Below are 24,084 nucleotides of genomic sequence, written 5' to 3'. Positions count from 1 at the left end.
CTGATTTTGACGATCCCGGAAGGCCAGCCCCGACGCCCTAGATCGGAGCCATTGCTATTGATCCGGTAAGGTATCGAAACCCATCAGTGATAGCAATTGAGCAGAAACCGGAGTTGGCCGCATGCCGGTATCTGCGGACGGCATAAAGGATGATTTTTCACCCGTTTGTACGATAGAATAGCGGCCCAATTTTTCAGGGAGCCTGCGGAGATTTCAAAGCTTCCCGGGCCAGCCAAGCACACAGAGGCAGCGCATCCATGTTTAATCGTGAAATGAAAATCGCCGGCTTTGACGACGAACTCTGGAACGCCATGCAGGCGGAAGAGAAGCGCCAGGAAGCTCACATCGAGCTGATCGCGTCAGAGAACTACACCAGCCCACGGGTGATGGAAGCCCAGGGCAGCGTACTGACCAACAAGTACGCTGAAGGGTATCCGGGCAAGCGTTACTACGGCGGCTGCGAATTTGTGGATATTGCCGAAGAGCTGGCCATTGACCGCGCCAAGGCGCTGTTCGGCGCTGCCTACGCCAACGTCCAGCCGCACTCCGGTTCCCAGGCCAACTCCGCGGTGTTCATGGCCCTGCTCAAGCCCGGCGATACCGTGCTCGGCATGAGCCTGGCCCATGGCGGCCACCTGACCCACGGTGCCAGCGTCAATTTCTCCGGGAAGATTTACCACGCCGTCCAGTACGGCCTGAATCCGGAAACCGGCCTGATTGATTACGACGAAGTGGAAGCGCTGGCGGTCGAGCACAAGCCGAAAATGATCATTGCCGGTTTCTCTGCGTATTCCCAGGAGCTGGATTTTGCCCGTTTCCGTGCGATTGCGGACAAGGTCGGCGCCTACCTGTTCGTGGACATGGCCCACGTGGCTGGTCTGGTTGCTGCCGGTGTCTATCCGGACCCGGTGCCCCACGCCCATGTGGTGGCAACCACCACTCACAAGACGCTGCGCGGCCCCCGTGGCGGCCTGATTCTGGCCTGTGACGATGCCGATCTGCAGAAAAAGCTGAACTCGGCGGTATTCCCCGGTGGTCAGGGCGGACCGCTGATGCACGTGATTGCGGCCAAGGCCATCTGCTTCAAAGAGGCCATGAGCGATGAATTCAAGGCCTACCAGAAGCAGGTGGTCAAGAACGCCTCCGCCATGGCCGAGGTGTTTGTCGAGCGCGGTTTCGATGTGGTCTCCGGTGGCACCAAAAACCACCTGTTCCTGCTGAGCCTGATCAAGCAGGACATCACCGGTAAAGACGCCGATGCGGCGCTGGGTCGTGCCCACATCACCGTCAACAAGAACGCGGTTCCCAACGATCCGCGCTCACCGTTCGTCACCTCCGGTCTGCGGATCGGTACGCCTGCCATCACCACCCGTGGATTTGGCGAAGCCGAGTGCCGTGACCTTGCCGGCTGGATCTGCGACATCCTCGATAACCTTGAGGACGAAGCCGTGAACGCGCGGGTGCGGGAGCAGGTAGAAGCCCTGTGTGCTCGCTTCCCCGTCTACGCGGGCTAAACTTCAGGCAAGCAGACCGGGTCATCCTGCGGGTGCCCCGGTCAACCTGTACCCGGTGACTCTTCCCCGGCTATTTTCCGGAGCTCCCGACTATGCACTGTCCTTTCTGTGGTGAAGCAGATACCAAAGTGATTGACTCACGGCTGGTGGCCGAGGGCGATCAGGTGCGTCGCCGCAGGGAGTGCCTTTCCTGTCGTGAGCGCTTTACCACCTTTGAAACCGCCGAACTGGTCATGCCGCGGGTGGTCAAGCAGGATGGCACCCGCCAGCCGTTCGACGAGGAGAAGCTGCGCTCGGGCCTGATGAAAGCCCTGGAAAAGCGTCCGGTCAGCATCGAGGAAATTGACGCAGCCCTGAACCGGATCCGATTCCGGTTGCGCGCCACCGGTGAGCGGGAAGTGAAATCCATGCAGCTGGGCGAAGAAGTCATGACCGAATTGCGGCAGTTGGATAAGGTGGCGTACGTGCGCTTTGCCTCGGTGTACCGCAGTTTCCAGGACATCAATGAGTTCAAGGAAGAGATTGAACGGCTGTCGGTCAACACCGGAGAAGATCCGGTGGATGTCGCCAAAGTGCTGGCGGGCAATCACTCCACCAAAGGCAAGGCATGATCGACGCCCGGGATATCGCCTTCATGGCCCGCGCGGTCCAGCTGGCGTGGCGTGGTCGGTATTCGACACATCCGAATCCGCGGGTGGGGTGTGTCATTGCCCGCGACGGCAAGATATTGGGCGAGGGCTGGCATGAGCGGGCCGGCGAGGCTCACGCCGAGATCCGTGCACTCAGTCAGGCGGGCCCGAACGCTCGCGGTGCCACCGCCTACGTCACGCTTGAGCCCTGCAGCCATTTTGGCCGTACACCGCCCTGCGCGAAAGCGTTGATCGAGGCGGGCGTGGCCCACGTTTTTGCCGCCACCAAGGATCCCAACCCCTCGGTGTCCGGGCGCGGGCTGGATATGTTGCGGGACGCCGGCATTCGGGTTACAGAGGGCCTGTTGGCAGATGAAGCCGTTCGTTTGAACCCCGGTTTCATGAAACGGATGAACTCCGGTCGCCCCTATGTTCGGCTTAAAATGGCCGCCAGCCTGGACGGGCGCACGGCGATGGCGTCGGGCGAGAGTCAATGGATTACCGGTGCCGAATCGCGCCAGGACGTACAGCGCCTGCGGGCCATCAGCGACGCGATCCTGACCGGTGTGGGCACTGTGCTGGCCGACGATCCGTCGCTCACGGTTCGGCGTGCCGAGCTCGGCGATATCGGCGATGCCACCGAGCCGTCCCGTCAGCCGTTGCGGGTGATTGCGGACCGGGATGCCAGAACACCGCCGGGCGCAAAGATTCTTCAGGGCGGCAACGTGCAGGTGTTCTGCGCATCGCCGACGCTGGCATCGGCGCCGGCGCAGGATCTTGCGGCGCTGGGCATCAGCCTGACCGGTGTTGCCTGGAAAGATAACGGTATTGATGTGCGGGAGTTGCTGGACTCCCTCGGCGATCTCGGGATCAACGAGTTGCTGGTGGAAGCCGGTCCGACGCTGGCCGGAACCTTCATAGATGAACGGCTGGTGGATGAACTCTGGCTCTACCAGGCGCCGGTGTTCCTGGGCAGTACCGGGCGGCCAACCGCTCATCTGCCGCTCGAGTCGATGGCCGATAAAGTACAATGGACGGTGCTGGATCGTCGTCAGGTGGGTGAGGATCAGCGTCTGATCCTGGCGCCACGGTAACTTTCAAATTCACGGTTTGCCCGTCCCGGAGTCCGGGGCAGCGAACTGAAAGGGTGCAACAACCTATGGCACTGAACAGCATAGAAGACATCATTGCGGATATCCGTCAGGGCAAAATGGTCATTCTGATGGACGACGAGGATCGCGAGAACGAAGGGGATCTGGTGATGGCGGCTGAACACTGCACGCCGGAAGCCATCAACTTCATGGCTCGCTTCGGTCGCGGCCTGATCTGTATGCCGATGACCCGCGCTCGCTGTGAGCAGCTGGGGCTGCCGTTGATGGTTCAGCGCAACGCCTCCGGATTCGGGACCAAGTTCACCCTCTCGATCGAAGCGACCGAAGGAGTGACCACCGGCATTTCGGCAGCGGATCGCGCGCGGACCGTGCAGGCCGCCGTCGCGCAGAACGCGAAAGCGTCGGACCTGGTTCAGCCTGGCCATATTTTCCCGTTGATGGCGGATCCCGGCGGCGTGCTGAGCCGGGCAGGGCATACCGAGGCTTCCTGTGACCTGGCGGCGCTGGCCGGTTGTGAGCCGGCGGGTGTGATCTGCGAGATCATGAACGATGATGGATCCATGGCCCGGCGTGAGGATCTCGAAAAGTTTGCCGAGGAACATGATCTGAAGATCGGCACCATCGCCGATCTGATCCACTACCGGACCCTGAACGAGCGCACCATCGAGTGTGTCGAGCAGTATGACCTGGACACCGAGTATGGCGTGTTCAACCTCCGCACCTACCGTGACAACATCCAGGGTTCCACGCACCTGGCGATGGTGATGGGTGACATCCGGGCGGACGACCCGGTGCTGGTTCGGGTGCATATCACCGATACCCTGCGTGACCTTCTGGGTGCCCGTCGGGCTGACTCCCGCAGCTGGCCGCTGCACCACGCGCTCGAAAAAGTGGCCAGCGAGGGCCGCGGGGTAGTCGTGCTGCTCAACAGCGCTGCGGACAGCTACAAGCTCGAGGACCGGATTCACGAGTTCTTTGGCGAAGAGCAGGCGGCTGCCGCGAAAGGCAGTTCGGGCGTCTACTTTACCGTAGGAACCGGGTCACAGATCCTGCGGGACATCGGCGTGGGCAAAATGCGCCTGCTGAGTCCGCCTATCAAGTTTTCCGCCATTTCCGGCTTCGATCTGGAAGTGGAAGAGTACGTACCCTATACCCCCGATTGATGAACCTGGCGGTGTCGTCCGGCGACGCTGCCCGTTAAGGAGCCATTCATGGCAGAGATCAAAGTAATTGAAGGCGATTTCACCCAGTGCAGCGGTCGTTACGCGCTGGTGGTTGGCCGGTTTAACGGATTCGTGGTGGAGAGCCTGGTGGAAGGCGCCATCGATACCCTGCGTCGTCACGGTATCGCCAACGACGACATCAGCATCGTTCGGGTGCCCGGTGCCTATGAAATGCCGCTGGCGGTCAAACGTGTGGCGGAAACCGGCAATCACGATGCCATCATCGCCCTGGGTGCGGTGATTCGCGGCGGCACGCCGCACTTCGAGTACGTCGCCGGTGAAGCCTCAAGCGGCCTGGGCGCGGTCAGCCTGGAAACCGACGTGCCGGTAACGTTCGGCGTGCTGACGGTCGACTCTATCGAGCAGGCCATCGAACGCTCTGGCACCAAGGCCGGCAACAAGGGCGCGGAAGCGGCCATCACAGCGCTGGAAATGGTCAGCCTGTTCAAGAAGCTGGGTGAGTGATGAGCGCAACGGAAGACACTTCCCCGCAACCTGGCGCCACCGGTCAACCGAAAGCCGGGGATCGACGTCGTGCCCGCGCGCTGGCCATGCAGGGGCTCTATCAGCGTCACTTCAGCAAGAGCTCGGTATCAGACATCGAGGCTGAGTTCATGGTCGATAACGACATGAGCAAGGTAGACACGCTTTACTTCCGCGATTTGCTGCGTGGCGTCCACCGGGAGCAGGCGGAACTCGACAGGCTGCTGGAGCCGTTTCTCGACCGCCCCCTGCACGAGGTTGATCCGGTCGAGCTGGCCATTGTCCGTCTCGGTGCCTATGAACTTAAGCACCGTCTTGATGTGCCCTATAAAGTCGTTATCAACGAGGGGATCGAGATGGCGAAAAAGTTCGGTGGCACGGAAGGGCACAAGTTTGTTAACAGCATTCTGGACAAGCTCAGCCGCCGTTTGCGGTTGGCAGAGACCCGCCCGCAATAACACATGGGCGAGTTCGAGCTGATTCGCCGTTATTTCGCGCCCCTGGCCAAGGGGCGGGCACCCGGGCTGCTGCTCGGGCCGGGCGATGACTGTGCAATTGAGCGGGTCGGAGCCGGTAACGATCTCGTCTTTTCGGTGGATACGCTGGTTGAAGGTGTCCACTTCCCCGTGGGCTACGCCCCCGACCACCTCGGCTGGCGGTCACTGGCGGTTGCTGCCAGTGATCTGGCTGCCATGGGCGCTCATCCGGTCTGTTTTACCCTTGCCCTGACCCTGCCACAAGCTGACCCTGACTGGCTTGCGGATTTTTCCGGCGGGCTGGCCCGGGCCGCCGGAACGTTTGGCCTGGCTCTGGCCGGAGGGGACACCACGCGGGGACCCCTGACCATAACGGTGCAGGTACACGGTGAGGTGCCTGCGGGTCAGGCCATTCTGCGCTCCGGTGCCCGGGTAGGTGACCTGGTTGGCGTCAGCGGGACGCTGGGTGAGGCCGGGGGCGCCCTGCGCTTCCTCGACCTGACACAGCCCACGCCGGAACAGCAAACGTGTCTGCAACGCTATCACAGGCCGATGCCCCGGTTGCAGCTTGGCGAAAGGCTGCGGGGATTAGCCAGTGCCGCCATTGATATCTCCGATGGTTTGGTGGCGGATTTGGGGCATATTCTTGAGGCCTCCGGGGTAGGGGCCGCGCTTGATCTGTCTGCGGTTCCGGTTTCGGCGTCTGTCTGCCGTGAGGCGGGGCCCGATGAAGCCCGGAGGCTGGCCCTTAATGCCGGTGATGATTACGAGCTGTGTGTCACCATTCCACCGGAGGCCTGGGCAAAGATGCCCGATTCGCTGCGGACGGAGCTGACCATTATTGGTAAGGTGATCGCAGGTCAGGGCGTGTCCGGTCTCGGTTCAGGCGCCCCGACCTCAGGATACGACCATTTCGGGGGCAGGGAATGAGCAGTGATAACGAATTTCAGCAGCCGGAGTACGCAGACGCGTTATTGCCGCGGGGTTTCCTGAAAGACCCGGTTCACCTTCTGGCATTCGGCTTTGGCAGTGGCGCTGCGCCCCGCGCTCCCGGCACCTGGGGGAGTCTCGCTGCCATTCCGTTGTGGTTTTCCATCGCCTGGTTGCCAGTCGCTGCATACTGGCTGGCGGTGGCTGTGGCGTTTGTCGTGGGTATCTGGTTGTGTGGCAAAACCGCGGACGACCTGAAAGTGCATGATCATGGCGGCATCGTGTGGGATGAGTTTGTCGGCATGTGGATTGCGCTCGCCCTGATCCCCGATACCATTTATGGCGTGCTCACTGCGTTCATGCTGTTTCGTCTCTTCGATGTTGCCAAGCCCTGGCCGATTGGCTGGATTGATCGCAGGACGCCCGGCGGGCTGGGGATTATGGTGGACGATGTGGTTGCCGGATTCATGGCATTAGGGTGTCTGTTCGCCATTGACCGGTGGCTGATGCCGATCATTGTCTGAACGGGAGCTGTTGCCCGGTGTTATCCGGGAATCAGTGAATCTGTTGCTGATCTTCCGGTAACAACCGCACAACGTGAAGGAATCGTTTCAGCCCGGTTTCGGCGCGATCTCGGGTGGCAAACGGTCCACTGTCAAAGCCTTCTCTGGTGGTGAAATACCATTTGCTGCCCACGCAGAAAAAGCGGCTGCTGCGGAAGGGAACCGGCCCGTCTTCCCCGGTACGGCATTGAGTGTCCATGGTGTCTCCTGCGCCCTGTTCTGTTTTTTATGTGCCGGACTCTGCGTTTGGGTGTGCCGATCTGAATAAAATTAAATCAATTCCGCGTGAATTCAACAATTATTTACAATTAATACGCTGCGGGTCTCAGTCTGGTTCGCCGGGCGGGGTTCTTCAGAGGCGATGGCCTGGCAATCTGTCTTGCCCTCGTCACAAGCACTCGTCAGAATGCCTGCAGTTTGAATTCACTTCAGAGGTAGGTTTCATGAGTTTGTATCGCGTTATCGAAGTTTCCAAAGCCGCCATGCTGCAGGTGTCGGTACTGCGGCTGCTGGCCTTCATCACAGCCGCCCTGGTGCTTTCCGGTTGCAGCTCTTCCATGACCCGGGTGCAAACCTGGGAAGGCGAGGCCTCGACCGACGGCTCCGCACTGCTGAAGGCACCGGGGGAAATCCGGGTTGCCAGCGTGAACGGCCGGCCCATGGGCAACTTCCTGATCGACGATCTGGCACTGGATTACGAACTTCTGCCGGGTGAAAATCAGGTGGTGTTCAGTTACAAGACCATCTGGGCCAAGACCGGCGTGGTACGTAACGGTGAGTCAAAGGTGCATGTGGTCGAAACCGAGCGCCATGCGGTTACCTTTGACGCCGAGGCGGGCGAAACCTACCAGTTCGAGTTTGATAAGCCGGAGTCGCGTCAGGCCGCCGAGGCAATGACCAGCGATTTTTCCGGGGCACTCGTCAACAGCGCCGGTGAGCAGGTTGCTGCGTTCGAATCCTGGGATGGTCAGTCGCCGGCGATCCCCGCCCGCACGCCGGTCCCGGGTGCGTCAGCGGCGCAATCATCGACGCCGCAGCCCGGTAATACTCTGGAGCAGTTGAAAGCACTCTGGGGTAGTGCCTCGGAAGAGGAAAAGCGTACCTTCCTTCGCTGGGCGTTCGAATGACCGTGGCGGGTGACGGCGCCTTCAGTGCCGGAGCCGCCGCAGCGTTTTTCTGAGCATTCCTTCCAGCATCGTCAGGGCCTCGTCGGTGAGGCTCTGACCGCCCTCTCCGGGTTGCCGCCGATCTTCCTCCTCCTCCGGCAGTGCCGCCGCTGCGGTCTCAATGGTGCTGAGGCTCTCTTCCAGCAGGCCTTTCAGGGATTCGCCATCGGCGACCACGTCCGGGCACAGGGTGAAATTGATGGTCAGTTGCCCCTGATAGCTGACGGCCACGATCACTAGGCCCAGGCTGTCAAACAGCGGGGCCGAGTTGTACTGGCGAACCAGCCGTGCACCCTGCAGGAAGAGCGGCACCTGTGGCCCCGGCACGTTGGTAATCGGCAGGTTAAACGCCGGCTGATAGCGCTGGGCAATCTGCAGTTCCGAGTAAAGTCTGGCGGAGAGCGCCAGCATGGTGGAGGGCAGCAGCTCGGTGAGCCGGTCGGCGGCGATGGCCTCGCGATAGGGCTCGGAGGCCACCGCATTGCGGTGGATCTGACGGATGCGGCGGGCGGGATTGGCTTCTCTGGTAGCCAGATCCAACAGCATCGCCGACATCTGGTTGCCGGTCGCCTTGCGCAGGCTGTTCGAGCGCACGGAAATGGGCGTCATCGCGACCAGGGATTTGTCCGCATCCGCATCGTGGTTGACCAGGTAGCGGCGCAGGGTTTCCGCGCACAGGCCCAGCACCACGTCGTTCAGCGTTACATCGGCAAGGTTCGCCTTGATTGCCTTCAGCCGTGACAAACTGATCTCGGCAGACACGATCTGTCGGTTCGCGGTGATCTGGCGATTGAACGGGCTGTGGGGTGCGGAAAACAGCGGAAACGGTAACGGCAGCTTGCGGATCTGCCGTTGCACCAGGCTGCGCGCGGTCACCTCTGCGGCGCTCATGGCGAGCGACGTGACCTGCAGAGGTTTGCGCAGCAGGTTGGCGCCGGTCTGGACGATCACCCGTTCTTCCGAGGGGCCGGGTCTCGGAAACCACGGGCGCGGCGGTGTGATGGTGCGGGCTTCCGGGGTGTATTCCAGCAGCTTGCCCATGATCTCCTCGCCGCTGAAGGCGTCAATGGCCGCGTGATGCAGTTTGACGATCAACGCAAACCCATGGTTTCCGTCATCGTCGTCATCAGCCGGGAAGCCATCAACAAACGTAATGTGCCAGAGCGGCCGATCCCGCTTGAGGGGTTCTTCGAGGATTTTGGGCGCCAGCTCCATCAGGCTGTGAATCTGCCCGTACTCCCCGAGATTGACGTAGGCAAGGTGACGCTCGATGCTGAACTCCGGATCGTCGACCCAGTAGGGGCGCCCGAGGCGGAACGGAATTTCTTTCAGTCGCTGGCGAAAAACCGGCACCACATGGAGGCGGCTGCGCAGGTAAGCCACAAACGTGCTGAACGTCAGGGGGGTGCCGCTGCCGCGGGCATCAAACAGGTAGATGCCGCCGATGTGCATTGGTGCCGTTTCCGACTCCAGGTAGAGGAAAGAGGCATCCAGTTCCGACAGCTGCCGCATGCGTGAGCTCCGTTCTGCGGTTGAGTTTCCCGCAGTATAAACGAGTAGCGCAGGAATCCGTTGGCTGGCGTGCCTCATTTTTCGCCGGCGCGGCAGTCAGGTTGAGGGGTGGCTCAGGTTTCCAGCCACTCAGCGAAGGTTTTCGGTTCGCTGAGCCGGTTCCAGAACCACATCAACGCTTTGCCCTTGTCTTCCGCATGCCGGGCCAAATGCAGCATGATTGGCTGCCGGGCGTCATGCACCTGCATTGCCACCAGGCTGCCCGAGGTCAGCTGTTCACGGATGCGCGGCTGCGGCAGCCAGCCGACCCCGAGCCCCGCCTGTTGCAGCGCAATTTTCTGATCAATGTTGGCAACGGTAATGGTGCGTTGTCGGCGGAACAGGCCGGCATTGCCCGGCGGCAGGGAGCGGGAGGTGTCCGCGGCCACGGCGGCTGGATAGCGGCTGATATCAGCCTCGCTGAGGGGTTGTGGGGCTGATGTCAGGGGGTGCCCGGGGGCCACCGCATAGACAAAGTGCATGGTGCCCAGTGGTTTGGTGGCAAAGGCTCCCGCCGGTTTGCTGAGCTGGTCGGCGCCCACAACAAGATCCACCCGACGGCTTTGCAGGGCGTCCCAGGCGCCGGCGAACACCTCTTCAATCAATTGCACTTCTACCGGCACACCGAGAGCATGGAACTCGCCGATGGCGGCAAACAGGCTCTCAGCCGGCAGCAGGGAGTTGAAACCGATGCGCAAGCGGGTTTCCCAGCCCTGGGCGACCTGACGGGTAGTGTGGGCCAGGTTCTCCGCCGCTTCCAGCAGCGTGCGGCCTTCTTCGAGAAGGTAGCGGCCCGCGGGAGTCAGGGTGGCCCGGTGCCCGCTGCGATCAAATATGGCGATATCCAGGTCCTCTTCCAGCTTCTGCACCGTGTAACTGATGGCGGAAGGAACCCGGAACAGTTCGCCGGCGGCGCCGGCAAAGCTGCCCTTGCGGTCGATGGCGTCCAGAACTTTCAGGGCGTCGATGGTGATGGCTGTATGCATGTTCGAATAATCTGAGGTTGTTGGCCGAAATTGCTTGTTTGAGAGGTTAGCAGGCTGGCCGGTATTCTTCCCGCATATTTCACGGTTTTGGCGAGGTAAGGATATGGGACTGTTAGTCGATGGCAAATGGCACGATAAGTGGTATGACACCGACAAGACCGGTGGCAAGTTCGAGCGGGAAGCGGCTCGCTTCCGCAACTGGGTCACGGCGGACGGCTCGCCGGGGCCTGACGGCGAGGGCGGCTTCAAGGCAGAGTCGGGGCGTTACCACCTATACGTATCCATGGCCTGTCCCTGGGCCCACCGCACGCTGATTTTCCGAAAGCTCAAGGGGTTGGAGCGGCACATCCCGGTGTCCGTCGTGCATCCTGATATGGTCGAAAATGGCTGGGAATTCCGGCTTCGAGACGAGCAGCACCGGGATCATCTGCACGATTTTCGCTTCCTGCATCAGGTCTACACCAAAGCCGCCCCTGATTACTCAGGTCGGGTGACGGTCCCGACCTTGTGGGATACCAAGAAGAAGACCATTGCCAGCAACGAATCCGCGGAGATCATCCGGATGTTTAACTCGGCCTTTAACCATCTCGAGGGGGTGCGTGCCGACCTGGACTTCTACCCGCAGGCGTTGCGCAGTGAAATTGATGAAGTCAACGCCCGGGTCTACGACACCGTCAATAACGGCGTCTACAAGGCAGGGTTCGCGACGGCCCAGGACAAGTACAGTGAAGCCTACGCCGAGCTGTTCAGATCGCTGGACTGGCTGGAGAAACGGCTGGCAGGGCAGCGGTATCTGGTCGGCGGGCAGTTGACGGAGGCTGACTGGCGGCTGTTCACCACACTGATCCGGTTCGACGCAGTCTACTACAGTCATTTCAAGTGTAACCGCCAGCGTATCGGGGACTTTCCGGCGCTTTCCGCCTATGTGCGCGATCTATACCAGGTGCCCGGGGTGGCAGAAACGGTGGATATCGATCAGATCAAGCGGCATTACTACGTCAGTCAGCGCACGATCAATCCCACCCAGATCGTACCCGAGGGCCCCGCGCTGGATTTCGAGGCGCCCCACGGTCGTGAGGCGCTGGGCTAGCGTCTTAGCTCACCCGGGCCACTGCCAGCTCGGTCAGCAGGGTGAGGGACTCTTTATACGCGGACGTGGGCAAGGCGGTCAGGCAGTCAGCGGCCAGAGCCGCCTGCTCTCTTGCCTTGGCCATGGTGTATTCGAGGGCGCCGGAGCTTTCGACGATGCCGAGGATGGCCGGCAGGTCATCCAGGCCGCCTTTGCGGATCGCCTGGCGAATCAGCTGGCGCTCTTCCTCCACCCCCTTCTCCATGGCGTAGATCAGCGGTAGCGTGGTCTTGCCCTCGGCCAGGTCGTCGCCCACGTTCTTGCCCATGGCTTCGGCGTCGCCGCGGTAGTCGAGAACGTCGTCGACCAGCTGGAATGCCAGCCCCAGATGCTTGCCGTACTCTTTCAGGGCCTGTTCTTCGGATTCGTCCGCACCTGCCAGCAGGGCGCCGGTGTGGGAGGCGGCTTCAAACAGCATGGCGGTCTTGTTGTGGATGACCGTCATGTACTGGCGTTCATCCAGATCCGGATTTTTCACATTCATCAGCTGCATCACCTCGCCCTCAGCAATGACCGCCGTGGCGTGGGACAGCACCTCCATGATGCGCAGGCTTTTCAGCTCCACCATCATTTCGAACGCGCGGGCGTAGAGGAAATCACCTACCAGCACGCTGGGCGCATTGCCCCAGCGGGCATTGGCGGTGGAGCGGCCCCGGCGCATGTCGGACGTGTCGACCACGTCATCGTGAAGCAGGGTGGCGGTGTGCAGAAACTCGATCACCGCCGCCAGCTTGAGGTGGTCGTCCTGGCTGTAGCCAGCTGCGCGGCTGGACAGGAGCACCAGCAGTGGCCGCAGCCTTTTGCCACCACTTTCAATAATATAGTGGGCAATTTTTTCCACCAGGGGAACGTCAGAGGAAAGCCGTTTGATGATCAGGTCGTTCACGCGGCTGAAGTCATCTGCCACGGTGTCGTAGATGCGCTGGGCTGTCATGCGGCTTGCGGGTCCCTTTATGATGTGTCGTCTGGTGCTGTTGTCGATAAACAGGGCAGGTCGCGGCAATGCTAGGTACTGGCGCTTTCAGTGTCAACTTGGCTTGTATTGCGGGACGTGTTTTCGTACAATCACGCGCCCAACTCATCCCAACCTGCGCTCCCTGCTATAGGGTTGCCGAAGCGCTTCCCTTAGAACCAGGTGGATAAGAGCAGGGATGGGTCAATCGCGGAGAGCATGAATGTACGCAGTTATTGTTAGCGGTGGTAAGCAGCACCGCGTAAAGGAAGGCGAAACTCTGAAGCTGGAAAAGCTGGAAGTGGAAACCGGCGGTAACGTCGAGTTTGACCGCGTTCTGCTGATCGCCGATGGTGACAAGGTTCAGGTAGGCGCGCCGGTAGTTGATGGTGCCAAAGTGACAGCGGAAGTGGTCAGCCACGGTCGTCACGACAAGATCCAGATCATCAAGTTCCGTCGCCGGAAGCATCACATGAAGCGTCAGGGCCACCGTCAGTGGTTTACTGAAGTCAAGATCACGGGTATCAAGGGCTGAAGCTCTCGAAACACCCCTTAGATAAGGAGGCTTGTAATGGCTCATAAAAAAGCAGCAGGTAGTACCCGTAACGGTCGCGATTCCGAGTCGAAACGACTTGGTGTGAAGCGCTATGGCGGTGAAGCCGTTTCTGCAGGCAGCATCATTGTTCGTCAGCGTGGCACCCGCTTTCACGCAGGCAGCAACGTAGGCATCGGCAAGGACCACACCCTGTTCGCAAAGGCGGACGGTCAGGTGAAGTTTGAAGTCAAAGGCCCGCAGAGCCGTAAGTTCGTGAGCATCGTTCCGGCTGCGTAAGCAGCGGCGATCCGGTTCTGTCGAACCTTGGGTGGCGCTGATATCCTGATATCATCGGGTATCAAGCGCCATCCGGAGCCCCGCAAAGCTTCCTAGAGGCTGCGGGGCTTTTTAGTTTATGCGCGTTGCGCAAAGGGTTGATTCATGAAATTCGTAGACGAAGCCACCATCATTGTGGAAGCCGGCAAGGGCGGTCACGGCTGCCTGAGCTTCCGGCGTGAAAAATACGTTCCCAAGGGTGGTCCCGACGGCGGCGACGGGGGCGATGGTGGTTCCGTGTACCTGATAGCGGACGATTCGCTCAACACGCTGATCGACTATCGCTTCCAGCGCAAGCACAAGGCCCAGAATGGCGAGCCGGGCGCCGGCCGTAACTGCACCGGCAACAAGGGCGAGGATCTTGTTCTGCCGGTGCCGGTGGGCACCACGGTGGTTGATATGGACACCCATGAGGTGCTCGGGGACCTCACCCATGTTGGTCAGCGCCTGAAAGTTGCCCAGTGCGGCTTCCATGGTCTCGGCAACACCCGCTTCAAGTCCTCGGTCAATCGCGCTCCGCGCCAGACCACCAAGGGCTCGGAAGGCGAGCTGCGCAACCTGCGGCTGGAGCTGAAGGTGCTGGCGGACGTGGGGCTGCTGGGGATGCCCAACGCGGGTAAATCAACGTTTATCCGCTCGGTGTCGGCGGCGCGCCCGAAGGTGGCGGACTACCCGTTCACCACGCTGGTGCCGAATCTTGGTGTGGTCAGCGTGCAGGCGCACCAGAGTTTCGTGATTGCCGACATCCCCGGGTTGATCGAAGGCGCCGCCGAGGGCGCAGGGCTTGGAATCCGCTTTCTGAAACATCTTGTGCGTACCCGCCTGTTGTTGCACCTGGTGGATGTGGCGCCTTACGACGGCTCATCTCCGGCGGAATCTGTGCGCGCCATTGAGCACGAGCTGGAAAAGTTCAGCGAAACGCTGGCGAACCGGGAGCGCTGGCTGGTGCTCAACAAGGTCGATATGGTGGCGGAAGAGGATCGTGATGCCCACTGCCAGGCCATCATTGATGAGCTGGATTGGCAGGGCCCGGTCTTCCGTATCTCCGCGCTGAGCGGGGAGGGCGCCAAGCCCTTGACACAGGCGGTGATGCGCTGGATCGAGGAGCAGGCCGAGGAAGAGGCGCAGAACCCGGAATTCGCTGAGCGTGAGGCGGCCCGTCGCCGCCAGATGGACGAAGAGGCCCGCGCCCGTATCGAAGCCGAGCGCCAGGCTCGCCGCGCCGCCCGCGAAGACGACGATGACGACGACTTCGACGACGATGATTACGATGTCGAAGTGGTGTACGCTCCCGAATAGTCTCACAACCGCACAGAGAGCCTCCGGACCAATCATGAGTGAACGCTCCCAGTTACGTCAGGCCCGCCGCCTGGTGGTTAAAATAGGAAGTGCCTTGCTGACCAACGACGGCAAGGGCCTGGATGTTGCGTCGCTCGGGCTCTGGGTCGATCAGATTGCCGAGTTGATTGAGGCCGGGGTGGAAGTGGTGATTGTGTCGTCTGGCTCGGTGGCCGAGGGCATGAGCCGGCTGGGTTGGAAAACCCGGCCTGCCCAGTTGCATGAGTTGCAGGCCGCAGCGGCGGTTGGGCAGATGGGGCTGGTGCAAACCTGGGAGGCGCAGTTCAAGCGCCACGATATCCACACCGCGCAGATTCTGCTCACCCACGATGATCTCTCCGATCGCAAGCGCTACCTGAACGGGCGTGGTACCTTGCGGGCGCTGCTGGATCTCGGGGTGGTGCCGATCGTCAATGAGAACGATACCGTGGTGACCGACGAGATCCGCTTTGGCGACAACGACACCCTGGGTGCGTTGGTGGCTAATCTGATTGAGGCGGACGGCCTGATTATTCTCACTGATCAGTTGGGGCTGTTCGACCGGGATCCGCGCAAGCACGCCGATGCGCAGCTGGTGACGGAGCGCCGCGCAGGCGATCACGAGCTGGATGCCATGGCTGGCGGTGGCGCGGGCGCTCTGGGGCGGGGCGGCATGCAGACCAAGGTGCGGGCGGCCCGGCTGGCAGCGCGCTCCGGTGCGTTTACGGTGATTGTGGGCGGTCGGATTGAGCATGTCATCACCAGGCTGCGTGCCGGTGATGTCATTGGCACCTTGCTGTTGCCGGAGCAGGGGCGCATTGCGGCCCGCAAGCAGTGGCTGGCCAGTCATCTTCAGACCCGTGGCAAACTGACGCTGGACGATGGTGCGGTGAAAGTGCTGTGTCTGGGTGGGCGGAGCCTGCTGCCGGTGGGTGTCAATGGCGTCTCCGGCCAGTTTCGGCGTGGTGAAATGGTGTCCTGTGTTGATGGCAGTGGTAAGGAGATCGCCCGTGGGCTGGTCAACTACGATGCCGATGAGGCTCGGGCAATTGCCGGGCGTTCCAGTGATCGCATAGCGGATGTGCTGGGCTACGTCTCCGGGGAGGAGATGATTCATCGGGACAACATGGTCATTGTCTGACGTGCACAAAAAAACCGGCTTGAAAGCCGGTTTTTTTAACGCTGAAGGAAATCCGCTTACGCGCTCTTCAGGGCCTTGATCTTGTCGGTCAGACGGCTCTTATGGCGAGCAACCTTGTTCTTGGCGAACACGCCTTTGTTGACCATGCTGTCCATGATCGGCTGGAACTGCTGAAAAGCCTTCTGGGCTTCTTCGTAGTTGCCGGCTTCAATCTTCGACTGAACCTTCTTCATGTAGGTGCGCGCCATGGAACGCAGGCTGGCGTTGTGCTTGCGGTTCTTCTCGTTCTGACGTGCGCGCTTCTTGGCTTGCGGGGAATTTGCCACCGTGTAACTCCTGAAAATCTGTAATTGATTCGAAAAATCGCGGGCGCGCCAAAACCAGCGCGTCGAAATAAATGACGCGGAACTATGCCGCCGATGGCTCTAAATGTCAAGGCTTAAACCCATTTCATCCCGTGGTGCGCAAGGGCTGTGCTAAACTCCCGGCTCGGCAGGCGGCAGTGTCCGGGGCGGTGCAGGTAATTTCCGAGATGCCAGCGCGCTTGCCTTGATGTACACGCCGATTCCGTCACCCGATTCCGTTGATACAGGCACCAGGGCCCGAATGTCATCCCAAGCAGAACAACCGTCACAGAAAAAGCTGCCACCGAAAGCGCCCGGCTTGCTGCGCTCATCGGGCCTGGTGGGCGCCATGACCATGCTGTCCCGGGTGTTGGGGTTGGTGCGCGATATGGTCATTGCCCGCTATTTTGGTGCCGGCGCTGGCGCAGACGCCTTCTTTGTGGCGTTCAAGATCCCCAATTTTCTGCGGCGCCTGTTCGCGGAGGGTGCCTTCTCCCAGGCCTTTGTACCGGTGCTGTCATCGTACCGGGCGAAAGAGGACATCGCCGAAGTGCGGCGGTTGGTCAATGCGGTCGCCGGGTCGCTCGGGCTGGTGCTGCTCGGGGTCACCCTTGTGGCGATGCTGGGCGCGCCGTTGCTGACGGCGGTCTTCGCCCCCGGTTTTCTGGATGACGACTACAAGTTCGGGCTCGCCAGCGACATGCTGCGGATCACCTTTCCCTATCTGCTGCTGATATCGCTGACTGCGTTTGCCGGCGGCATCCTCAACAGTTACGACCGCTTCGCGATCCCTGCCTTTACCCCGGTGCTGCTGAATCTGGCCATGATCGGAGCGGCGGTCTTCCTTACGCCACTGATGGAGACGCCGGTGATGGCGCTGGCCTGGGGAGTGTTTATCGCCGGGGCCCTGCAACTGTTCTTCCAGTTGCCGTTTCTGATGCGCCTTGGCCTGTTGCCGCGGCCGCGGGTGGACTATCGCCATGAGGGGGTCAGTCGGATTCTCAAGCTGATGGCACCGGCCTTGTTCGGGGTCTCCGTCAGTCAGATCAACCTGCTTCTCGATACCGTGCTGGCGTCGTTCCTGCAAACCGGCAGTGTGTCCTGGCTGTATTATTCTGACCGGCTGTCGGAGCTCCCGCTGGGGGTATTCGGCATTGCCATTGCCACAGTCATTCTTCCGAGCCTGTCGCGCAAGCATGCTGCCGCGTCGGCGGATCAGTTCGCCGCGACGCTGGACTGGGCGGTGCGGGCGGTTCTGTTGATCGGGTTGCCAGCGGTGGTTGCTCTGGCCCTGCTGGCAGAGCCTTTGATTGCCACCCTGTTCCATTACGGCGAGGTGACGGATCGGGACGTCGCGATGTCGGCCCAGAGCCTGCGCGCCTACTCCGCCGGTCTGCTGGCGTTCATGTTGATCAAGGTGCTGGCGCCGGGTTTCTTTGCCCGCGAGGACACGCGAACACCGGTGAAGATCGGCATCATTGCGATGGTGGCGAACATGGCGATGAATCTTGCCCTGATTGTGCCGCTGGCACACGCCGGGCTGGCGCTGGCAACCTCGCTGTCGGCCTGGCTCAACGGGCTGTTGCTGTGGCGCGGGCTGAAAAAGGAGGGTGCCTGGAAAAGTCAGCCGGGCTGGCCGCGCTTCCTGTTGCAATTGGCCTTCGCTAACGGTGCACTGGCCGCGACGGTGTTGTACCTGCGAGCACCGGTGAGCGACTGGCTGGCCGCCGGCGGCCTTGCGCGGGCATCGGATATGGCGATCCTGGTGGCTACGGGGGTGGCGGTCTACTTTGTTGCGCTCGCCATTACCGGCGTGCGGGTAAGACATTTCCGCCACAGGTAGGTTATAATCGCGCGTTTTCTCACCAGCGTAAGGGTTCGCATTGCATGCGTCTGATCCGAGGCCTGACCAACCTGAAACTACTGGCCCGCCAGGAGGCGTCGCCGCTGACGGACGGCTGTGTGGCGACTATCGGCAATTTCGATGGCGTTCACCTGGGCCACAAGACCATTCTTGATCAGGTCAAAGACAAGGCCCGGGCATTGAACGTGCCCTCCGTGGTGATGATTTTTGAGCCCCAGCCCCGCGAGTTCTTCCAGGGTGCCGATGCTCCCCCGCGGTTGATGGCCTTTCGGCAGAAGTTCGAGACGCTGCTGGCCGAGGGCATCGATATGGTGTTGTGTCTGCGTTTCAATGAGCGTTTTCGCAGTTATTCGGGTATGGGCTTCATTGAAGACGTTCTGATTGAAGGGCTGGCGGTTCGCCATCTGGTGGTCGGCGATGATTTCCGCTTTGGCTGCGACCGCGCCGGGGACTTCGCCCTGCTTGAGAGCGTTGGCGCGAACCGGGGCTTCACGGTGGAGAACACCCGCACCGTGACGGTGGGTGGTGAGCGGGTGAGCAGCACCCGGATCCGCGAACTGCTGAACGTCAACGGCCTGGAAAGCGCAGAAAAACTGTTAGGCCATCCCTACCGCATTCGCGGACGCGTGGTTTACGGCCGCCAGTTGGGCCGCGAAATCGGCGCCCCGACTGCCAACATCCTGCTGCGTAACATGCCCGCTCTGCAGGGTGTGTTCGTGGTCAGCGCCACCTTGCAGGATGGTTCGGTTCGCGACGGTGTTGCCAACATCGGCGTGCGGCCCACGGTGGACGGCAAACAGCCGTCGCTGGAAGTGCACCTCTTTGACTTTGCTGGCACACTTTACGGCCAGACAATGGACGTGGTGTTTCGTCACGGTGTGCGGGAAGAGATCCGTTTCTCCTCCGTGGACGAGCTCAAAGCGCAGATAGCACGGGATTTTGACAGCGCCCGGGCATGGATTGCCGAACACGGCTCCGCCACTGGCGACCAACAGGTTTAACCGGCGCGATCTGACCCCCATTTATTGATGACAACTGACCGAAAGAGCACGCACACAGACCATGAGCGACTACAAGCACACTCTGAATCTGCCTGAAACCGCCTTTCCAATGCGCGGTAACCTGGCCAAGCGCGAGCCGGACATGCTCAAGCGCTGGCAGGATCTGGATGTTTACGGCAATCTGCGCAAGCAGCGTGAGGGTCGGGACAAGTTCATTCTTCACGATGGCCCTCCATACGCCAACGGCAGCATTCACATTGGTCACGCGGTCAACAAGATCCTCAAGGACATGATCGTCAAATCCCGCAGTTTTATGGGGTACGACGCGCCCTACGTGCCAGGCTGGGACTGTCACGGCCTGCCGATCGAGCACAAGGTCGAGCAGGCCATCGGCAAGGCCGGCGTCAAGGTGGAATACAAGACCTTCCGCCAGGCCTGCCGTGACTACGCCACCGAACAGATCGCCGGTCAGAAAGCCGACTTCATTCGCCTGGGTGTGATGGGCGAGTGGGACAAGCCCTACCTGACCATGGATCCGAAAGTGGAAGCCGGCATTGTCCGCGCCCTTGGCAAGATTGTCGCCAAGGGCCACCTGGTGCGGGGATACAAACCGGTGTACTGGAGCGTGGTTGGTCAGTCCGCCCTGGCAGAAGCCGAGGTGGAGTATCAGGATAAGACCTCCACCCAGATTGACGTACGCTTTACCGTCGTCGATCAGGCCCGCGCGCTGTCGCTCTTCGGCACTGACCAGGGTGAAGGTGACGTCTCGGTGGTGATCTGGACCACCACCCCCTGGACCATTCCCGCCAACCAGGCCGTATCCCTGAACGCCGAGCTCGAGTACGCGCTGGTTCAGGTGAATACCGGCCAGGGCCCCGAGCGAATGATTGTGGCGGCGGAGATGGTCGACGGCATCATGGCGCGCTGGTCGGTGGAGCAGTTTGCGGTGCTGGGCACCTGTTCCGGCTCGGATCTTGAGCGTTTGGCGCTGCACCACCCGATCTATGACCGGCAGGTACCGGTGATTCTCGGGGACCACGTCTCCACCGACGCCGGTACCGGTGCGGTGCACACGGCGCCGGATCACGGTATGGAAGACTTTGAAGTGGGCAAAGCCTACGGCATTGATACCATCAACCTGGTGCAGGCCGACGGTACCTACACCAGTGCGGCGGGCGAATTCGCCGGAGTTCACGTCTACAAGGCGGATGAGCCGGTCTGCGGTGCCCTGGAGCGCGAAGGCAAGCTGGTGTTCGCCGAGAAATTCCGCCACAGCTACCCCCACTGCTGGCGTACCAAGACACCGCTGATCTACCGCGCCACGCCGCAGTGGTTCATCAGCATGGAAAAGCAGCACCTGCGGGCCGATGCCCTGGAAGCCATAAAGGGCGTGCGCTGGGTGCCGGCGTGGGGTCAGAACCGCATCGAGGCCATGTTCCAGCAGTCGCCGGACTGGTGTATTTCGCGCCAGCGTACCTGGGGCGTGCCGATTACGCTGTTCATCCACAAGGAAACCCAGGAGCTGCACCCGGATACCCAGAACCTGATCGAGGCGGTGGCCAAAGAGATCGAAACCGGCGGTATCGACGCCTGGTACGATCTGGATGCCACCGCGTTGCTGGGTAACGACGCCGAGCAGTACGAGAAGGTAACCGATACCCTCGATGTGTGGTTCGACTCCGGTGTTACCCACGATTCCGTGCTGCGCCCACGGGCCGAGCTGGGCCAGTTCCCTGCGGATCTGTATCTGGAAGGCTCTGACCAGCACCGCGGCTGGTTCCAGTCGTCCCTGAAAACCTCCATTGCGATGAATGGTGTGGCCCCTTACAAACAGGTGCTCACCCACGGCTTCACGGTGGACGGCAAGGGCCACAAGATGTCCAAGTCCATGGGCAATGTGATTGCACCTCAGGAAGTGACTAACGACCTGGGTGCAGACATCCTGCGCCTGTGGGTTGCCGCCACCGATTACAGCGGCGAGATGTCGGTGTCCAAGGACATCCTGCGCCAGACTGCGGACGGCTATCGCCGCATTCGCAACACTGCTCGCTTCCTGCTCAGCAACCTCACCGGGTTCGAGCCGGAGCAGCACATGGTGGCGCCGGAAGACATGATCGCGCTGGACCGCTGGATGGTGGATCGCGCCCTGCAATTGCAGAATGAGCTCAACGAGGACTACCAGAACTACGCCTTCCTGCGGATTTATCAAAAGGTGTACAACTTCTGTGAGGCGACACTCGGCGGGTTTTATCTGGACATCATCAAGGATCGTCAGTACACCACCCCGGCCGACAGCCTGGCGCGGCGCTCCTGCCAGACAGCGCTTTACCATGTGGCCGAAGCGCTGGTGCGCTGGATTGCGCCGATCCTCAGTTTCACCGCGGATGAAATCTGGCAGACCCTGCCGGGCAAGCGCGGTGACACCGTGTTCTACGAAACCTGGTACGAAGGCCTGACCGCGTTGCCGGACAACGCCGAGCTTGGCCGTGACTACTGGCGCGAGATCTACAGCGTCAAGGAAGCGGTCAACAAGTGCCTGGAAGAAGCGCGGGCGCGCGGTGAGATCAAGGGCTCTCTGAGCGCCGAGGTTACCCTTTACTGCGAAGGCGACCTGGCGGCGGATCTGAAGCATCTTGGAGAAGAGCTCCGGTTCGTGCTGATTACCTCCGAGGCCACGGTCAAACCGGTTTCGGAAGCGGCAGACGCCGAGCCCACCGCCTACGAAGGCTTGCGAGTGAAGGTGACGCCGGCGACCCACGCCAAATGCGAGCGCTGCTGGCATCACCGCGAGGACGTCGGCCAGCATGGGGCGTTTACGGATCTGTGCGGTCGTTGTGTCACCAACGTCGAAGGGCCGGGCGAAGCCCGCTCGTTCGCCTGATGGAAGCGGCTATGACGGATGACAGCACCGGCTCAAAACTGAAGTGGTTGTGGCTGGCGGTGCTGGTCATCGCCCTTGATCTGGGCACCAAGGCCATGGCCACCGCCATGCTGACCTACGCCAGCCCGGTGCCGGTGATGCCCAGCTTTAACCTGACCCTGCTGCACAATACCGGCGCGGCGTTCAGTTTTCTGGCCGGCGCCGCCGGCTGGCAGCGCTGGTTCTTCGTGGTGCTGGCCATCGGTGTGAGCGTGGCGCTGGTGGTATGGCTGAAAGCTTTGAAGCGACATGAAACCTGGACGGCGGTGGCCATCGTACTCATTCTTGGCGGCGCGCTCGGTAACGTTTATGACCGGGTAGTGCACGGTTATGTGGTCGATTTCCTCCATTTTTACTGGAACGACTGGCATTTCCCCGCCTTCAACCTGGCCGACACCGCCATCACGATCGGTGCCGGCATGATGATTCTCGACATGTTCCGCAAGCCCTCCGACGGTTCTGCGGACGGGAGTGACCAACACTGATGAAAGATCTACCGGTAGACAAGGGCACCCGCGTGACCCTGAACTTCGCCCTGAAGTTCCAGGACGGCGAAGTGGTGGACTCCACCTTTGACAAGTCCCCCGCCACCCTGGAAATCGGGGATGAGAACCTGCCCGAGAATTTCGAGGCCTATCTGATGGGTATGACTGCCGGCGAGCAGAAGACCGTCGAAGTGCCCCCGGAAAAAGCCTTCGGTCAGCATAATCCGAACAACGTGCAGACGTTCAAGCGCCATGAATTCAGCGCCGACATGGTGCTGGAGCCGGGCGTGATGATCTCCTTTGCCGATGCCCGCCAGCAGGAGCTGCCGGGGGTGGTCAGCCGTGTGGAAGGCGATGAAGTGGAGGTGGACTTCAACCATCCGCTGGCAGGGCGTACACTGACCTTCGAAGTTGAAATCATAGACGTGGAGCCGGTCGGACCGGCCCACTAACCAGAGCAGCAGGCTGACATGCAGATCCGACTCGCCAATCCCCGCGGCTTCTGTGCCGGCGTGGACCGTGCCATCGAAATTGTAAACCGGGCGCTGGATGTCTTCGGCGCGCCCATCTACGTGCGCCACGAGGTGGTGCACAACAAATTCGTAGTGGATAACCTGCGGAATCGCGGCGCGGTGTTCGTGGATGAGCTGCATGAAGTGCCGGACGACACCCTGGTGATCTTCAGCGCCCACGGCGTGTCCCAGGCGGTGCAGAACGAAGCGGCCCGTCGCGGCCTGAAAGTGTTCGACGCCACCTGCCCGCTGGTGACCAAGGTGCACATGGAAGTCATGCGCTACAGCCGCGAAGGCCGGGAGTGCATCCTGATCGGCCACCATGGCCACCCGGAAGTGGAAGGCACCATGGGGCAGTACGATCACAGCAACGGCGGCGACATCTACCTGGTGGAAAACGAGGACGACGTCGCCAGCCTGCAGGTAAAAGATCCTGCCAAGCTGTCTTACGTTACCCAGACCACGCTGTCCATGGACGACACCGCAAGGGTCATCGACGCCTTGCGTTCCAAGTTCCCCGACATCCAGGGCCCAAGAAAAGACGATATCTGCTACGCCACCCAGAACCGCCAGGACGCGGTCAAACAGCTCGCCGGCGACTGCGACCTGATGCTGGTGGTGGGCTCCCCCAACAGTTCTAACTCCAACCGCCTGCGCGAGCTGGCCGAACGTATGGGCACCCCCGCTCATCTGATCGACGAAGCCGCCCAGATCAACCCGGCCTGGCTTGATGGCAAACAGATTGTTGGCGTCACCGCCGGCGCCTCTGCGCCGGAAGTGCTGGTCAACGACGTCATCTCACGACTGAAAGAACTCGGTGGTGACCTGCCGCAGGAGATTCCCGGGCGCGAGGAGAATATTGTGTTCTCCATGCCGAAGGAGTTGCGGATTGATGTGGTTGAGGTTTCCTGAGGG

The 24,084-nt window shown here is 61.1% G+C and carries 25 protein-coding genes; 20 read left to right on the top strand and 5 right to left on the bottom strand.

Features of this window, described 5'->3' with window-relative positions:
• Positions 1-257 precede the first annotated feature (257 nt).
• The 8 genes from glyA (at position 258) to DYI22_RS11855 (ending at position 6,891) form a co-directional block, all read left to right on the top strand.
• Complete coding sequence (glyA, locus tag DYI22_RS11890) at positions 258-1,514, top strand: serine hydroxymethyltransferase (protein ID WP_213478284.1); 1,257 nt, start codon at positions 258-260, stop codon at positions 1,512-1,514.
• A gap of 92 nt (positions 1,515-1,606) precedes the next feature.
• A complete protein-coding gene (gene nrdR / locus DYI22_RS11885; RefSeq protein ID WP_213478283.1) occupies positions 1,607-2,125 on the top strand; it encodes a transcriptional regulator NrdR in 519 nt (172 codons plus the stop codon).
• Complete coding sequence (gene ribD / locus DYI22_RS11880) at positions 2,122-3,237, top strand: bifunctional diaminohydroxyphosphoribosylaminopyrimidine deaminase/5-amino-6-(5-phosphoribosylamino)uracil reductase RibD (RefSeq protein WP_213478281.1); 1,116 nt, start codon at positions 2,122-2,124, stop codon at positions 3,235-3,237. Before nrdR ends, ribD begins: the two co-directional genes overlap by 4 nt.
• 65 nt (positions 3,238-3,302) lie before the next feature.
• Positions 3,303-4,418 carry a bifunctional 3,4-dihydroxy-2-butanone-4-phosphate synthase/GTP cyclohydrolase II gene (gene ribBA, locus DYI22_RS11875; protein WP_213478279.1) on the top strand — a complete coding sequence of 372 codons (1,116 nt, stop codon included), beginning with the start codon at positions 3,303-3,305 and terminating at the stop codon, positions 4,416-4,418.
• Positions 4,419-4,466: 48 nt separating this feature from the next.
• The gene (gene ribE / locus DYI22_RS11870) at positions 4,467-4,943 is read left to right on the top strand and encodes a 6,7-dimethyl-8-ribityllumazine synthase (RefSeq protein WP_213478278.1); all 477 of its coding nucleotides are present in this window, start codon (positions 4,467-4,469) and stop codon (positions 4,941-4,943) included.
• Positions 4,943-5,419: a transcription antitermination factor NusB gene (gene nusB / locus DYI22_RS11865; RefSeq protein WP_213478276.1), complete on the top strand. Its 477-nt coding sequence runs from the start codon at positions 4,943-4,945 to the stop codon at positions 5,417-5,419. Before ribE ends, nusB begins: the two co-directional genes overlap by 1 nt.
• A 3-nt stretch (positions 5,420-5,422) precedes the next feature.
• On the top strand, positions 5,423-6,367 hold the full coding sequence (gene thiL / locus DYI22_RS11860; RefSeq protein ID WP_213478275.1) for a thiamine-phosphate kinase: 945 nt from the start codon (positions 5,423-5,425) through the stop codon (positions 6,365-6,367).
• The gene (locus DYI22_RS11855) at positions 6,364-6,891 is read left to right on the top strand and encodes a phosphatidylglycerophosphatase A (protein WP_213478274.1); all 528 of its coding nucleotides are present in this window, start codon (positions 6,364-6,366) and stop codon (positions 6,889-6,891) included. Before thiL ends, DYI22_RS11855 begins: the two co-directional genes overlap by 4 nt.
• A 31-nt stretch (positions 6,892-6,922) precedes the next feature.
• Here the strand turns inward: DYI22_RS11855 and DYI22_RS11850 are convergent, their stop codons facing one another.
• Entirely contained in the window at positions 6,923-7,129 is a 207-nt protein-coding gene (locus tag DYI22_RS11850; RefSeq protein ID WP_213478273.1) for a DUF6316 family protein, read from the bottom strand.
• 244 nt (positions 7,130-7,373) lie between these two features.
• Here DYI22_RS11850 and DYI22_RS11845 point away from each other — a divergent pair, with 244 nt between their 5' ends.
• A complete protein-coding gene (locus tag DYI22_RS11845; protein ID WP_213478272.1) occupies positions 7,374-8,057 on the top strand; it encodes a DUF2057 family protein in 684 nt (227 codons plus the stop codon).
• Positions 8,058-8,078: 21 nt separating this feature from the next.
• Here DYI22_RS11845 and DYI22_RS11840 read toward each other — a convergent pair whose 3' ends face one another.
• Both DYI22_RS11840 and DYI22_RS11835 read right to left on the bottom strand, forming a co-directional pair.
• Entirely contained in the window at positions 8,079-9,608 is a 1,530-nt protein-coding gene (locus tag DYI22_RS11840) for a WS/DGAT/MGAT family O-acyltransferase (RefSeq protein WP_213478271.1), read from the bottom strand.
• Between the two features lie 113 nt (positions 9,609-9,721).
• On the bottom strand, positions 9,722-10,633 hold the full coding sequence (locus DYI22_RS11835; RefSeq protein WP_213478269.1) for a LysR substrate-binding domain-containing protein: 912 nt from the start codon (positions 10,631-10,633) through the stop codon (positions 9,722-9,724).
• A 103-nt stretch (positions 10,634-10,736) separates the two neighbouring features.
• Between DYI22_RS11835 and DYI22_RS11830 the strand changes: the two genes are divergently transcribed.
• Positions 10,737-11,723 (top strand): glutathione S-transferase family protein, encoded by a 987-nt coding sequence (locus tag DYI22_RS11830; RefSeq protein ID WP_213478267.1) that lies wholly within the window; start codon positions 10,737-10,739, stop codon positions 11,721-11,723.
• 4 nt (positions 11,724-11,727) lie between these two features.
• Here DYI22_RS11830 and ispB read toward each other — a convergent pair whose 3' ends face one another.
• The gene (gene ispB / locus DYI22_RS11825; RefSeq protein ID WP_213478265.1) at positions 11,728-12,696 is read right to left on the bottom strand and encodes an octaprenyl diphosphate synthase; all 969 of its coding nucleotides are present in this window, start codon (positions 12,694-12,696) and stop codon (positions 11,728-11,730) included.
• Positions 12,697-12,937: 241 nt separating this feature from the next.
• Here ispB and rplU point away from each other — a divergent pair, with 241 nt between their 5' ends.
• From rplU to proB, 4 genes are all read left to right on the top strand, one after another.
• Positions 12,938-13,249: a 50S ribosomal protein L21 gene (gene rplU / locus DYI22_RS11820; RefSeq protein WP_213478264.1), complete on the top strand. Its 312-nt coding sequence runs from the start codon at positions 12,938-12,940 to the stop codon at positions 13,247-13,249.
• Positions 13,250-13,285: 36 nt separating this feature from the next.
• Positions 13,286-13,546, top strand: coding sequence for a 50S ribosomal protein L27 (gene rpmA / locus DYI22_RS11815; protein ID WP_213478262.1), 261 nt, complete (start codon positions 13,286-13,288; stop codon positions 13,544-13,546).
• A gap of 144 nt (positions 13,547-13,690) precedes the next feature.
• Positions 13,691-14,884, top strand: a complete 1,194-nt coding sequence (gene cgtA / locus DYI22_RS11810; protein ID WP_213478260.1) for an Obg family GTPase CgtA — start codon at positions 13,691-13,693, stop codon at positions 14,882-14,884.
• 34 nt (positions 14,885-14,918) lie between these two features.
• Positions 14,919-16,043, top strand: a complete 1,125-nt coding sequence (proB, locus tag DYI22_RS11805; RefSeq protein WP_213478259.1) for a glutamate 5-kinase — start codon at positions 14,919-14,921, stop codon at positions 16,041-16,043.
• A 56-nt stretch (positions 16,044-16,099) separates the two neighbouring features.
• Here proB and rpsT read toward each other — a convergent pair whose 3' ends face one another.
• Positions 16,100-16,369 (bottom strand): 30S ribosomal protein S20, encoded by a 270-nt coding sequence (gene rpsT, locus DYI22_RS11800; protein WP_213478258.1) that lies wholly within the window; start codon positions 16,367-16,369, stop codon positions 16,100-16,102.
• Positions 16,370-16,649: 280 nt separating this feature from the next.
• Here rpsT and murJ point away from each other — a divergent pair, with 280 nt between their 5' ends.
• From murJ to ispH, 6 genes are all read left to right on the top strand, one after another.
• Positions 16,650-18,230 carry a murein biosynthesis integral membrane protein MurJ gene (murJ, locus tag DYI22_RS11795; protein ID WP_213478257.1) on the top strand — a complete coding sequence of 527 codons (1,581 nt, stop codon included), beginning with the start codon at positions 16,650-16,652 and terminating at the stop codon, positions 18,228-18,230.
• A gap of 44 nt (positions 18,231-18,274) precedes the next feature.
• The gene (ribF, locus tag DYI22_RS11790) at positions 18,275-19,252 is read left to right on the top strand and encodes a bifunctional riboflavin kinase/FAD synthetase (protein WP_213478256.1); all 978 of its coding nucleotides are present in this window, start codon (positions 18,275-18,277) and stop codon (positions 19,250-19,252) included.
• A 61-nt stretch (positions 19,253-19,313) separates the two neighbouring features.
• On the top strand, positions 19,314-22,133 hold the full coding sequence (ileS, locus tag DYI22_RS11785; protein WP_213478255.1) for an isoleucine--tRNA ligase: 2,820 nt from the start codon (positions 19,314-19,316) through the stop codon (positions 22,131-22,133).
• Entirely contained in the window at positions 22,133-22,657 is a 525-nt protein-coding gene (gene lspA, locus DYI22_RS11780) for a signal peptidase II (protein WP_213478254.1), read from the top strand. The genes ileS and lspA overlap by 1 nt, the downstream gene beginning before the upstream one ends.
• Positions 22,657-23,109, top strand: a complete 453-nt coding sequence (gene fkpB / locus DYI22_RS11775) for an FKBP-type peptidyl-prolyl cis-trans isomerase (protein WP_213478253.1) — start codon at positions 22,657-22,659, stop codon at positions 23,107-23,109. The genes lspA and fkpB overlap by 1 nt, the downstream gene beginning before the upstream one ends.
• Positions 23,110-23,127: 18 nt before the next feature.
• Positions 23,128-24,081 (top strand): 4-hydroxy-3-methylbut-2-enyl diphosphate reductase, encoded by a 954-nt coding sequence (gene ispH, locus DYI22_RS11770; protein WP_213478252.1) that lies wholly within the window; start codon positions 23,128-23,130, stop codon positions 24,079-24,081.
• Positions 24,082-24,084 lie beyond the last annotated feature (3 nt).

It is taken from the genome of Marinobacter lipolyticus, assembly GCF_018424605.1.
GTDB lineage: Bacteria > Pseudomonadota > Gammaproteobacteria > Pseudomonadales > Oleiphilaceae > Marinobacter > Marinobacter lipolyticus_B.
The sequence above is the reverse complement of the archived record's forward strand: the minus strand, read 5'-3'. Positions and strand labels throughout refer to the sequence as shown.